At 34.3% G+C, this 13,908-nt stretch carries 11 protein-coding genes; 10 read left to right on the top strand and 1 reads right to left on the bottom strand.

The window, feature by feature from the left end; all coding sequences use genetic code 11:
- Positions 1 to 224 precede the first annotated feature (224 nt).
- The 10 genes from NU08_RS13595 (at position 225) to NU08_RS13550 (ending at position 12,840) form a co-directional block, all read left to right on the top strand.
- Entirely contained in the window at positions 225 to 1,283 is a 1,059-nt protein-coding gene (locus NU08_RS13595) for a pesticidal protein Cry7Aa (RefSeq protein WP_129747734.1), read from the top strand.
- Positions 1,264 to 3,534 (top strand): glycosyltransferase, encoded by a 2,271-nt coding sequence (locus tag NU08_RS13590; protein WP_129747733.1) that lies wholly within the window; start codon positions 1,264 to 1,266, stop codon positions 3,532 to 3,534. The genes NU08_RS13595 and NU08_RS13590 overlap by 20 nt, the downstream gene beginning before the upstream one ends.
- 60 nt (positions 3,535 to 3,594) lie before the next feature.
- Positions 3,595 to 4,242 carry a TetR/AcrR family transcriptional regulator gene (locus tag NU08_RS13585; RefSeq protein WP_242502557.1) on the top strand — a complete coding sequence of 216 codons (648 nt, stop codon included), beginning with the start codon at positions 3,595 to 3,597 and terminating at the stop codon, positions 4,240 to 4,242.
- On the top strand, positions 4,242 to 5,486 hold the full coding sequence (gene fabF / locus NU08_RS13580; RefSeq protein WP_129747732.1) for a beta-ketoacyl-ACP synthase II: 1,245 nt from the start codon (positions 4,242 to 4,244) through the stop codon (positions 5,484 to 5,486). The genes NU08_RS13585 and fabF overlap by 1 nt, the downstream gene beginning before the upstream one ends.
- A 242-nt stretch (positions 5,487 to 5,728) precedes the next feature.
- Positions 5,729 to 6,487 carry an MlaE family ABC transporter permease gene (locus NU08_RS13575; RefSeq protein WP_129747731.1) on the top strand — a complete coding sequence of 253 codons (759 nt, stop codon included), beginning with the start codon at positions 5,729 to 5,731 and terminating at the stop codon, positions 6,485 to 6,487.
- Between the two features lie 4 nt (positions 6,488 to 6,491).
- The gene (locus tag NU08_RS13570; protein WP_410501066.1) at positions 6,492 to 7,268 is read left to right on the top strand and encodes an ABC transporter ATP-binding protein; all 777 of its coding nucleotides are present in this window, start codon (positions 6,492 to 6,494) and stop codon (positions 7,266 to 7,268) included.
- A 22-nt stretch (positions 7,269 to 7,290) separates the two neighbouring features.
- Positions 7,291 to 8,121 (top strand): MlaD family protein, encoded by an 831-nt coding sequence (locus NU08_RS13565; protein WP_129747729.1) that lies wholly within the window; start codon positions 7,291 to 7,293, stop codon positions 8,119 to 8,121.
- Between the two features lie 185 nt (positions 8,122 to 8,306).
- Complete coding sequence (locus tag NU08_RS13560; RefSeq protein WP_129747728.1) at positions 8,307 to 11,126, top strand: AsmA-like C-terminal region-containing protein; 2,820 nt, start codon at positions 8,307 to 8,309, stop codon at positions 11,124 to 11,126.
- 2 nt (positions 11,127 to 11,128) lie between these two features.
- Positions 11,129 to 11,644 carry a low affinity iron permease family protein gene (locus NU08_RS13555; RefSeq protein ID WP_129747727.1) on the top strand — a complete coding sequence of 172 codons (516 nt, stop codon included), beginning with the start codon at positions 11,129 to 11,131 and terminating at the stop codon, positions 11,642 to 11,644.
- Positions 11,641 to 12,840 carry an NAD(P)/FAD-dependent oxidoreductase gene (locus NU08_RS13550; RefSeq protein WP_129747726.1) on the top strand — a complete coding sequence of 400 codons (1,200 nt, stop codon included), beginning with the start codon at positions 11,641 to 11,643 and terminating at the stop codon, positions 12,838 to 12,840. Before NU08_RS13555 ends, NU08_RS13550 begins: the two co-directional genes overlap by 4 nt.
- A gap of 77 nt (positions 12,841 to 12,917) precedes the next feature.
- Here the strand turns inward: NU08_RS13550 and NU08_RS13545 are convergent, their stop codons facing one another.
- Complete coding sequence (locus NU08_RS13545) at positions 12,918 to 13,871, bottom strand: bifunctional helix-turn-helix transcriptional regulator/GNAT family N-acetyltransferase (protein ID WP_129747725.1); 954 nt, start codon at positions 13,869 to 13,871, stop codon at positions 12,918 to 12,920.
- Positions 13,872 to 13,908: the final 37 nt, after the last annotated feature.

The raw sequence follows: 13,908 nt of genomic DNA, 5'->3' as shown, positions 1-13,908 counted from the left end.
TTCTGTCTATCTCAAAGTTCCTTTATTCCTACAAATCGTATTAACTCTATGCGCTTTATTATTATCGCAATAAATTAAATCAATGCTAGAGTATAAGCCACTTTCACTATTATTTGAAAGCCTTACAGAATTACCATGTTTGTGCTTTTGAGTTAATTTTTTGATCGATTGGATTAATTGTCGCTTCTGTCTCAAAGTAATTTTAGATAAAATTTAGAAGGGTAATGAAAGAAGCTAAAAAACATGGTGTCATTTTAGAAAAAACAGATCGGACTTTTGAGGAATTAGGTGTTTTAAATCCTGCTATTTATCAAGACGGAAATACTGTTCACATGTTTTACAGAGCTGCCAAAAAAGGAAATTTTTCAACCATCGGTTATTGCCGTTTTGAAGGTCCAACCACTTTAGTTGAAAGAAATACGCAGCCCGTTTTTGTTCCCGATTATATTTATGAAATTCATGGTGTCGAAGACCCAAGAATTACTAAAATAGACGACAGTTTTTATATGACTTATGTCACTTACGACGGAATTAATGCTTGTGGCGCTTTGGCTGTTTCTAAAGATTTAAAAGTTTTTAAGAAGAAAGGAATTATAACGCCAAAATTTATTCTTAACGAATTTACAAATCTTATTAGAAAGCATTTACAAAATCCGAGCATTGCAAAGATTCTGGCTTTTAATACTGAAAGAAATTATCCGCTGACGGAGACTATTAAAGAGAATCTGTTTGTTTGGGATAAAAATGTGGTTCTTTTTCCGAAGAAATTCAATGGGAAATTTGTTGCTCTGCACCGCTTATTTCCATCCATTCAAATTTTTTCGTTTGAAAAGAAATCAGAACTGACAGAAGATTTTTGGAAAAATTACCTGAAGAATCTTCCCGATCATATTGTAATGGAACCAAAATTTGATCATGAAACAAGTCATATTGGTCCTGGAGCCCCGCCAATAGAAACAGCAGACGGCTGGCTTTTAATTTATCATGCTGCTGAAAGAAGAGAGAAAGGTTTGGTTTATCATGCTGCCGCTATCTTACTGGATTTAGAAGATCCATCAAAAGTGATCGCAAGACTGCCAAAACCCATTATTACTCCTTCAGAATATTACGAAAGACATGGTTATGTCAATTATGTGGTTTTCCCAACAGGAACCGCCATCTTTGATGACCAACTATATATTTATTATGGCGCTGCCGATGATAAGATTGCGGTGGCATCTCTGAACCTAAACGAGTTATTAACCGAACTAAAAATGAATCCTCATGAAAGCAATATCAAATAAATCAAAAATCGTTTTTTTATCTACTTTTCCGCCTACGCAATGTGGCATAGCAACCTATACTCAAGATACCATTAAAGGGATTACAGATGTTTATGGTAAATCTATCAAATGCGAAATATGTGAACTTGTTAATAAACCCAAAGATCAGCCAACTCAAGCATTTACCTTAAATACCAAAAATCGTGAAGAGTATACAAAAGTAGCAGAGGAAATTAATCAGGATGAAACTGTGAAATTGGTTCATATTCAGCATGAATTTGGTTTGTTTTCAGGAAATTACGGAGATCATCTTTTAGATTTTTTAAACACTATAAAAGCACCTGTTACTTTTACGTTTCACAGTGTAATTCCGAATCCGAATGAAGAATTGAGAACTTTCGTTAAGCTATTATTAAGCTATAGCAATTCGGTTTTTGTAATGACTAATAAATCTAAAGAAATTCTAATTAACGACTACGACATCAATGAAGAAATAATTACTTGCGTGCCTCACGGAACTCATATTGTGATATATGAAACACCAGAACAGGCAAAAGAAAAATTAGGAATTCAAGACCGATTAGTTTTGGCTACTTTCGGACTATTGGGCGAAGGTAAAAATATAGAAACAGGTTTACAGGCCTTACCAAAAATTATAGAAAAAGCGCCAAATGCTTTGTATTTAATTATTGGAAAAACGCATCCAAACTTAATCAGAGATGGCATTGATACTTATCGAGATAAACTGGAAGGTTTGGTTAAAGAATTAAATCTTCAAGATAATGTTCGTTTTATAAACAAATATTTGGATACAGATGAGCTTTTAGAGTATTTGAAAGCAACCGATATTTATATGTTTACATCAAAAGACCCGAACCAGGCAGTGAGCGGCACTTTTGCTTATGCTATGAGCTGCGCATGTCCGATTGTGGCATCTAAAATTCCGCATACGAGAGAAGTTTTAACTGCAGATTCTGGAATTCTGTGCGATATTGGAGATTCTGACCAATTTGCAGCGGCTGCAATTAAATTGATCGAAAATGAAAATTTAAGACATGAAATGGGAATCAATTCATTTACCAAAATGAGAGCTTCATCATGGGAAAATGTTGCCATCACACAAATGAATACTTATAAAAATCTCATAAAAAATCCATCAGAAATCAAATATAGCTATCCTCCTATTCAATTAAAACATATCAAAAAACTAACTACCGAATTAGGAATTATTCAATTTAGTAAAATTTCTATTCCAGATTTAGATTCAGGATATACTTTAGACGATAATGCGAGAGCTTTAATCGCGTTTGGTATGCATTACAAACTGACTCAGGATAAAGATGATCTGGCTTATATCTTGATTTATTTAGATTTCATTCAGCGTTGTCAGAAACCAAAAGGAGATTTTATCAATTATGTCGACCAGGAAAACCGCGAACATGTAGAACAAAATGCCGAAGTAAATTTAGAAGATTCTAATGCAAGAGCTATTTGGGCGTTAGGAACTGTTGTTTCTATGTCGGATATTCTTCCGGAAGCAATTACCAAAAAGGCAACAAAATGTTTATTGAATACACTGAAATGGGCCGAAAACATTCAGTCGCCTCGTTCAATTGGTTTTGCGACAAAAGGTCTGTATTTGTACCATTCTACAATTCCAAATTTATATGTAGCGGCAATCATCAACAAACTAAATGCTAAACTGCTTGCAAACTACGAAGACACTGCAACAGAAGATTGGCAATGGTTTGAAAATTATCTGACTTACGGAAACAGCATTTTACCAGAATCAATGCTTTACGCTTATTTGATTACCAATAAACCGGTTTACAAAAAAGTTGCGCTTGACTCGTTAGATTTCTTGATTTCTAAAACGTTTATAAAAGGAACATTTAAAGCTATCTCAAACCAAAGCTGGCATCATAAAGGCTCAGAGCCAAGCCAGTATGGCGAGCAGCCAATAGATGTAACCTACACGATTCAAACTTTAAATGCATTTTATAATGCTTTTAAAACTCCAGAATACAAAAAGAAAATGAAAGCTGCTTTTAACTGGTTTTTAGGCAAAAATCATTTAAATCAAATTATGTATAATCCCGTAAGCGGTGGCGGTTACGATGGATTAGAAAAACATAATGTCAATTTAAATCAAGGTGCAGAATCTACAGTTTGTTATTTAACCGCAAGACTGTTAATGGAAAAACTGGCCATCTCACAATCTCGTGTAATTCCGTTAATGAAATCTCGCAGCGGCATTGCCATAAATTTATAAGAAAAGAAACTGAAGCTAACCAAATACTTCATTTTTTAAACCCTGAAAATCCCTTTCTTAATGAAAGGGATTTTTTGTTTTGTTAAAAATAAACAAAATAAATTTGCCTATCTACTAATAGGTAGTATATTTGTTGAAAAAATTATTGCTATGACTACAAGAGAAAATATTATAGATAAAGCAGATCAATTTATTCGGGATAAAGGTTACAATGCCTTTAGCTTTAAAGATATTTCTAATGATATAGGAATAAAAACCGCTTCTATTCATTACCACTTTCCAACAAAATCAGATCTTGGTGTGGCGACAATTAAAGAACATATTGCAAGATTTGAAGATTTAAAAAGAAAAGTTGCCAATGAATCTCCATTGGTAAAACTTGAAGCCTTCTTAGAAGTCCAGACTCAAATTAAAAGAGAAAATAAAGTCTGCATAGTAGGATCATTAGCGACAGACTTAAATACATTGGATAACTCCATAAAAGTAGAACTGCAGACATTTGCCCAAATTGTAATTAATTGGTTAACTGAAATTTTAATTGAGGGAAAAGAACTTAACCAATTTGCTTATGAAATGTTACCAAGAACAAAAGCTATAATGATCATTACTAATATGGTCGCTATTGTTCAGCTTTCAAGACTTACAAGTGATGATGATTTTGAATTGGTAAAAGAAATAATATTAACAGAATTAAGACCTAAGAAATAATGAAAAGAGTTGTAATAACTGGATTAGGAGCCGTGACTCCAATTGGAAATAGTGTTGAGGAATATTGGAACTCATTAATAAATGGAGTAAGCGGCGCTGCTCCCATAACAAGATTTGATACAACACATTTCAAAACTAAATTTGCCTGTGAGGTTAAAAACTTTGATGCCCAGCATATTTTTGAAAAAAATGAAATTAGAAAATACGATCTTTTTACACAATATGCTCTGCATGCAGCAGACGAAGCTGTAAAAAATGCCAATATCGATTTTGAAACCTTGAACAAAAACAGAATTGGTGTGATATGGGGTTGCGGAGACGGAGGCATTTCGACTTTTGAAGAACAATTTGGAGAATATAAATTAGGAAATGGATCGCCTAGGTTTAGTCCATTTTTTATTCCAAAAAGAATTGTGAATATAGCTTCAGGAGTTATTTCTATTAAATATGGACTTCGAGGAATCAACTATACTACAGCTGCGGCTTGTTCTGCCAGTAATACTTCTATTATAGATGCATTTAATTACATTCGCTGGGGCAAAGCCGACATGATCATCAGCGGAGGTTCTGAAGCATCTGTTTCAGAATCTTCAATTGGAGGCTTTAATGCTTCAAAAGCATTATCTACTTTAAATGATGATTACACAAAAGCTTCACGCCCATTTGATATTACAAGAGATGGATTTGTTTTGGGCGAAGGAGCCGGTGTTGTTATTTTAGAAAGCTATGAACATGCTGTAAAACGAAATGCAGTAATTCTAGCCGAGATTGTTGGAGGCGGATTAGCCGCTGATGCTTATCACTTAACAGGAACTCATCCTGAGGGAGAAGGTGCTGTTCTAGGAATGGAACTTGCTCTGGAAGAAGCTGGAATTACACCAGATAAAATTGATTACATCAATGCTCATGCAACTTCTACTCCTACTGGCGATTTAAGCGAACTAAAAGCTGTTGAAAAAGTATTTGGGATAAATCCGAATGCAAATATCAGCGCAACAAAATCAATGACAGGTCATTTACTTGGTGGTGCGGGAGCAATTGAAGCAATTGCCTGCATAAAATCTGTTCAAGAGAATATTGTGCCGCCAACCATAAACACCGAAAATGTAGAACTGGATTTTGCAAATAAATTTAATCTGACTCTTGGAAAAGCACAATCACGAGAAGTGAATTATGCTATGAGCAATACTTTTGGATTTGGTGGCCATGTAGCCAGTTCTATTTTTAAAAAGTTTAAGGAATAGCATTATATAATTACTATCAATTAAAAATCCCTTTCATCTATGAAAGGGATTTTTTGTTTGTGCTCATAACGCCAATACACTTTAATTATTGTGAGTTTATGAAAATTATATAAGGGTGAAAAAAAGTTTTGTAATACATTTTAACAAGTATTGATCTAACTTTCATATATAATTTAACGAGTTGCTAAAAACTGTTAAATAATTGATTTTCATTTTATATCATTCACATAAAACGAACCATTTTGATTCTAAATATTAAAAATACATTCGCCGAAATTGGAGAGACCACGATATTCGCCAAAAGGTTTTTTAAGGAGGTCTTTATTCCGCCTTATGAGACCAGAGAATTTCTGAAGCAATGTTATGTCATCGGATATAGATCTCTTCCGCTGGTTGCCATTACAGGTTTTATCATGGGATTGGTACTTACACTTCAATCACGTCCAACGTTGGTAAAATTTGGTGCTGAATCGTGGCTTCCAGGAATGGTTGCACTTTCGCTGATAAGAGAAATTGCCCCCGTAATTACAGCTTTAATCTGTGCAGGAAAAATTTCGTCAGGAATTGGAGCTGAATTAGGATCAATGAAAGTAACGGAACAAATTGATGCTATGGAAGTTTCAGCCGTTAATCCGTATAACTATTTGGTGGTGACTAGAGTTCTAGCATGTACGCTGATGGTTCCTATTCTTGTCTTTTTTGCAGATGCTATAGGAATTATTGGAGGTTATGTTGGAATTAATATTCATGGAGATGTTAATTTTTACAGATTTCTAACCCAGATTGTTCAATCCTTAGAATATTTAGATCTGCTTCCTGCAACGCTAAAAACATTCTTTTTTGGCTTTTTCATCGGAATCATTGGCTGCTACAAGGGATTCAATGCTTCTAACGGAACAGAAAGTGTGGGACAAGCTGCCAATTCTGCTGTGGTAACGGCCTCGCTAAGCATTTTCATTATTGATATGGTCGCTGTACAAATAACCGATTTATTCTTTTAAAATGATGAAGGAAAAATTACATAAAGAACCCAAAACAAAAGAGAAAGATCAGACTCCAATTATAGAGATTAAAGATCTTCATAAAACTTTTGGTAAAGATAATGCCGTTTTAAAAGGCGTAAATCTCACATTGAACAAAGGTGAAGACTTAGTGGTTTTAGGACGTTCAGGATCTGGAAAGTCTGTCACCATAAAATGTATTGTCGGATTGATTGAACCTGATAAAGGCGAAATTACAGTTTTTGATCAAAACGTTCTTAATATATCAAAAAGCGAGCTGAATGAAATTAGAGTCCGAATCGGATTTTTGTTCCAAAGCGGTGCACTTTACGATTCGATGTCCGTTAGAGAAAATCTCGCTTTTACATTGACAAAACACAAACGTGATTTGAACAGGCAAGAAGTCGAAAATGAAGTAATGGAAGCACTAGAAAATGTGGGCTTAGCCGATGCGATTGACAAAATGCCTTCTGAACTTTCAGGTGGTATGAGAAAAAGAATTGGTCTGGCACGCACACTAATCTTAAAACCAGAAATCATTTTATACGATGAACCCACAACGGGTTTGGATACGATAACATCAAGAGAAATCAGTGAATTGATTCTTGATATTAAACATAAACAAAAGACTTCTTCAATCATTATTACACACGATATGGCTTGCGCAAAATTGACTGCTGACCGAATTGTGGTTTTAAAAGATGGTGTAATTCACGCCGAAGGAACATACGAAGAATTAGAAAAAGACGAAGATGAATGGGTACGCTCATTTTTTGAATAAAGCAAAATAAATAATAGAAATCATGGAAAAGCAATCTGGATATACTTGGAAATTAGGAATGTTTGTAACGATAGGCTTGCTGCTTTTTATAATGGCGGTGTATTTTATCGGAAAACAGCAAAATCTCTTCGGATCCACCTTTCATATTACTTCTCAATTTAAAACAGTAAGCGGTTTAGAGGTCGGAAACAATGTTCGTTTCTCAGGAATTAATGTGGGAACCGTAGAACAAATTCAGCTCAAAAATGACTCAACCGTAGTCGTGGTTTTAGTAATGAAAGAAGAAGTTCGAAAATTCATTAAAACGGATGCTACAGCCAGCATTGGTTCAGATGGTTTAATGGGAGACAAAGTGCTAACCATTTCACCAGGAGCAAAATCCAAAAAAGTCATTGAAGATAACGGACAGATTGCTTCTGTTGACGGAATTGAAATGCATGATATTATGAAAAGCGTGAAGAAAAGCGTTGATAATATTGGCGTGATTTCAGACGAGATAGCCATTTTCAGTCACAGCATGAACAACGGAAACGGTGCTTTGGCAAGATTAGTTAAAGATGATAAAATGGCCAATAGCGTTTCGAATACGCTTTCAAATCTAGAAAGCGGAACCAAAGGGTTCAGCGAAAACATGGAAGCGGCAAAAAGTAATTTCTTATTTAGAGGTTACTTCAAGAAAAAAGAGAAGGAGAAAAAGGAAAAACAAGAGGAAAGAAAAGAGAAACAAGAGGAAGCTAAAAAAGAGAAGCTTGAGAAGCAAGAAGCAAGACAAGAGAAACAAGAAGAGGCTAAAAAAGCAGAAGAAAAGCAAAAACAGGAAGAGGCTAAAAAAGCAGAAGCCGAGAAAAAATAACAAAAATTTCAAATTCTCATTTTATGTCTTCCTGAGCGAAGTCGAAGGATACGCACTGTAAAACACAAAGAATAGATTAAGCATGCGATCCTTCGACTTCGCTCAGGAAAACAAATATTATGAAAAATTAAAAATCCAGTATATCATCATTCACAATTCATAATTCACAATTTACAATTAAGTATATGCCTAGTTCAATCAAACATACCGCCTTAAAAGTTTTAAAAATTACTGGAATTACGATTGCGGTGATTTTGTTTTTGCTGTTTATTATTCCGTTGCTTTTTCCTGGAAAAATCGCTTCGGAAGTGAAGAAAATTGCGAACGAACGTCTGGATACCAAATTGGAATTTACCAAATCTAAGCTTTCATTTTTTACACATTTCCCTTCATTGACTGTTGCTCTTGATGATTTGTCTCTAACGGGTTCTAAACCATTTAGCAATGATACATTATTAAAGGCGGATCAAGTTGCTTTTGGCATTGATATCAAAAGACTGCTTTTTGACAATGAAGTAAAAATCAATAAACTTTATGTTTCTGATGCTTTAATAAATGTAATGGTTAACGAAAAAGGTCAGGCCAATTATAATATTTATGTTGCCCCAGAAGACAGAAATAAAAAAGAAGATCCGAATGCTCCAGAAGAAGGAACAGCTATCCGACTAGAGCGTATTGATTTACAAAACTGCCATGTAAAATATAACGATCGTTCTGCGAAGATTTTGGTTGATGCAAAAGGTTTTAATTATGTTGGAAAAGGAAATCTGAGCGAAGACATTTTTGACCTTGCAACCGATGCCAAAATTGATAATCTAGATTTCTTTTATGATCGAACTGGCTATTTGAGAAGAAAAAAAGTGAGTGCCGATTTAATTACCAGAATCAATACGCATGCGCTTACCTTTATTCTTCAAAAAAATGAACTTCATATCAATAAATTGCCTTTAAAATTTACTGGTTTATTTTCCATTTTAAGAGACGGATATAAAATCAATATAAAAGCGGCATCAGAAAATACAACCGTAAAAGATTTACTTTCTGTAATGCCTCCCGAATATTTAACGTGGCTTGAAAAAACAGAAATTTCAGGAAGAAGTGATTTGCTTCTTAGTTTTAAAGGAAATTACAATGTTCAGAAAAAACAAAAACCAAACTTGGCTTTTAATTTAAAAATCAACGAAGGCTCGGTAAATTATAAAAATGCTCCCGTTCCTTTAACCGATTTCCAAATGGATTTGAATGCCTTGCTTCCGTCTTTGGATATCGAACAATTGATGGTTAATCTGAGAACATTGAAATTTAAAGTTGGCGAAAAAGATTATTTTAATGCTTATCTGCACAGCAAAGGTTTAAGCGAAATGTCGATAAATGCAAGCATAAAGGGCGCATTAGACCTTGCTGCAGTAGATGCAGCTTTAGGATTGGAAAATATTGATCTGAAAGGAATATTAAAAACCGATATTCAGGCTCGCGGGCTTTTTAGCACTTCAAAAAAATTATTCCCAAAAACTATTGGCGGTATTTCTTTGCGAGACGGGTGGCTAAAAACAAAGTATTATCCAAATCCAATTACCAATATCACTTTCATAGCCAATATGTTGAATAAAGCGGGAACCTATCAAGATTTGATCGTTGCTGTGGCACCTTTCTCTTTTGTTTTTGAAGGAAATCCAGTTTATGTCAATGCTACATTATCCGATTTTAGCGATTTGGCTTATAATGCCAAAATTAAAGGCGAACTGAATGTGGGCAGAATTTATCAGGTTTTCTCGCAAAAAGGCCTTGATTTGACTGGTTACGCCAAAGCTGATCTTTCATTAAAAGGAAAACAAAGTTACGCTACAACCGGTCAGTACGATAAACTCGACAATAAAGGAACATTGCTGCTAAAAAACATAAAAGCTACATCCGAATTGTTTCCGAAAGCATTCTTTATCAAACAGGGGAATTTCCGTTTTCAAAACGAAAAAATGTGGTTTGAAAAATTCAATGCTTCGTATGGAAAATCAGATTTTGATATTAATGGTTATCTGCTCAACACTATTAATTACTTTTTAGAATCTAAAGGGACTTTGAGCGGTAATTTCAACTTAAAATCAAAACTGATTAATATAGACGAATTTATGGCACTTGAAGAAGGCGAAAACAAAGATCGCAATATTGAAGTGGAATATGCCAAAGAAGATCACCCAAAAATGAGCGGTGTGGTCATTATTCCGAAAAACTTAAATGTCAGTTTAAATGCCAATGCCGATAAAATAGAATTCAACAAATTGGTTTTTAACAAATTAAACGGAAAAATAGGCGTAAAAAAAGAAGGATTTTACTTAGAAAATATTACCTTTAGTATTATTGACTGTGTTTTAGGAATTAATGCGTTGTATAAAGACGAGTCTCCAACCTCTGCACATTATGATGCTCATTTTACGGCAAAAGACTTTGATGTCCAGAGAGCTTACAAAGAAATTCCGATGTTTCATGATATGGTTACAGCTGCCGAAAAAGCGCACGGAATAATCTCTGTTGATTATAAAGTTAAAGGAGATTTGAACGGAAATATGGGACCAATTTATGAATCGATGCAAGGTGGCGGAACGATTAATTTACGTGATGTAAAAATAAAAGGACTGAAACTTTTTGACGGAATTAGTTCTAAAACAGGACAAAGCGGTTTGAATAATCCTGATATGAAAGGAATTGAAATTAAATCGACTATAGATAAAAACCTTATAAATATTGAGCCATTTACCTTTAGTGTTGCCAGTTTCAGGCCAACGATAAAAGGAACTACAAGCTTTGACGGACTTTTGGATCTAAGAATGCGTTTAGGTCTTCCGCTTTTCGGAATCATTGGTTTTCCAATTGTCATTACTGGAACGCATGAAGCTCCAAAAATTAAAATATTCAGCAAAACAGGTCAAGAAATTAACCCTGCTGTTTATGATGAAAAAAACAATAAAGTTATTCGAAAAGAAAAAGTCAGTAAACCCAAAACCAAATAGAAATGAATTCAAAATCTCAACATAAAAGTAACGCATTCGAAAAATTTGCTACAAAAGTTTCAAAGGCCGCTGGAAGCACTCCAGCTTTTATAGGTGCATTTACTCTCGTTGTTGCTTGGGCAGCTTCGGGACCAATTTTCGATTATTCCGAAACTTGGCAATTGGTCATTAATACGGGCACAACCATTATTACCTTTTTGATGGTTTTCTTAATTCAAAAAGCCCAAAACAAGGATTCGCTTGCCATTCAGTTAAAACTAAACGAACTCGTAGCATCAAACGATCTGTCAAGCAATAGTCTTGTTGATATTGAAAATATGACTGAAGACGAAATGATTATTATTCAGAAATACTATCATCATTTAAGCCAATTGGCCAAAAAAGATCGAAGCATAAGAACTTCTCATTCAATTGCTGAGGCAAACGAACTCCATAATCGAAAAAAAGAAAAAAATATAAAACCAGATAACACCAAAAAAACTACCAAAAGCACCTCTAAAAAAATAACCAAAAAATGAAATTAAGCTCTACTGAAACCTATTGGCCTTTAAAAAATGCCATAAAACAAAGTTATCCTTCAATAGATTCCGATATTACTACCGACATTTTAATAATTGGCGGCGGTATTACAGGAGCTTTAATCGCTTATAAATTATTAAATGAAGGAAAAAAAATTGTTCTTGTTGACCGTCGTGATGTCTGTGGGGGAAGCACCTCAGGAAGCACTGCTTTACTGCAATATGAGATTGACGTTCCTTTGCATCAGCTCATCAAACTTCGAGGCACCAGATGTGCTGTAGACAGTTACCAAAATGGGAAAAAAGCCATTTTTGACCTCCGAAATATTATTGACGAAATAGGCAGTGACTGCGGTTTCGAATTTAAAAAAAGCGTTTATTTCACCATTTTAAAAAAAGATGTCCCTTATTTAAAAAATGAGTATAAAGCCAGAAAACAGCATGGCTTTGAAATCAGCTGGCTTGGCAGGTCAGAATTGCAAAAAATGGGACTGAATGCCATTGCAGGAATAGAATCTAAAACTGCAGCAGTTATGGATCCTTTTAAACTTGCGAGCGACCTTTTGTTTCATTGCCATGAAAAAGGTATGCAGATTTTTGATCGAACCAATATCGCTACAATTCAGCATCAGAAAGGTAAAATTATTGCCACAACCGATTCTAAACACGTTATTACAGCCGATCACATTATACATTGTACAGGTTACGAAAGTACAGAAACACTAAAAGAAAAAGTAGTCGATTTAAAAAGCACTTATGTGATTGCATCAGAAAGCCACTCCGATCTTCCTGAAAACTTCAAAAATACAATCTTTTGGGATACAGGATCGCCTTATCATTATATTAGAACAACAGATGATAATCGTATTATAATGGGCGGCGGAGACGAAGATTTTAAAGATACCACTAAACGTGATAAATTGCTTCCTAAAAAAGAACAATACCTTTTAAAACAGTTTTACAAACGATTTCCTGATCTCGATTTTAAAATTGATTATTCCTGGGCAGGTACTTTTGGAGAAACTAAAGATGGACTTCCCTACTTCGGAAAACCAAATCCAAGAAAAAATGAACACTATATTCTGGGTTTTGGAGGAAATGGAATAACCTTCAGCGTATTAGGAATGAATTCTATCTTAGATTCGCTTTACAACAAAAAAAATACAGATTTGGATTATTATCGATTTGGACGTTAGAAAGATGCTAAGATACTGAGGTTCTAAGATACTGAGAAAAAAAACTTAGAACCTCAGTATCTTAGAACCTTAGCAACTTAACGAAGCACCAACTCCATCTGAATATTACATCTTTTATAAGGCGTTTCAAGTCCAAAAACTTTTTCGAAACCTAATTTGTAATACAGATTTATGGCTGGTTTTAAGATCGTATTACTTTCTAAATATATTTTCTTGGCACCGAGTTCTTTTGCTTTTTCTGCAATTGCTTTTCCTAAAAGCCATCCTATACTTTTTCCTTGTGCTTTGGGCGAAACAGCCATTTTTGCCATTTCAAAATCATACTCAGAATTATTCATTTTAATCAACGCACAAACTCCAACAGGTTCGTTTTCATAAAGAGCCACAAGAATTTTTCCTCCTTTTTTTAAAATATAATCTTCAGGATTGTCCAGCGCTTTATAATCAGCCTCTTCCATTTCGAAATAAGTTGAAATCCATTCTACATTCAGTGCTCTAAAAGCTTCCTGATATTCTGGTTTGTAATCTACTATTTTTACGTCTTTACTTTCTCTTTTTTTCTTTTGTTCCCTCACTCTATTAATCAAGGATTTTTGCTCCAACAAAAATTCCCATTCTTCCAATGCTGCCCACAAATTATGTTTGCTTTCTGCAATGATTTCTTCAATTGCAACATCAATATCTTCTAGTTGCTGTTTGATTTTCTTAGAAATCAAAACACCTTTTTCAGTCAGAAGAACATTACTTTTACGTTTATCATCTGTTTTCGCACTTTCCTCAATTAATCCTGCCATAATCATTTCTTGAATAATTTTACTGACAGAAGGCTGGGAATGTCCTATTTCATTAGCAATTTCGGTAATTGTAATTTCACGTTCCTCAGCCAAAGTATAAAATACTGGAAACCATTTCGGTACAAAATCAACTCCGTACAATTCATATATTTTTGCAGCATCATCCGTTACTGTAGCTGTCATCAAACGTAAACGGCTTCCAAGCGCCGATTTTCCAACTTTATCAAAAAATTCCATAACAATAATTAATTATATAACTAGTTATGCAAATGTA

The sequence above is a fragment of the Flavobacterium anhuiense genome (assembly GCF_004151235.1).
Lineage (GTDB): Bacteria > Bacteroidota > Bacteroidia > Flavobacteriales > Flavobacteriaceae > Flavobacterium > Flavobacterium anhuiense_A.
This window is presented reverse-complemented; position numbering and strand designations above follow the sequence as displayed.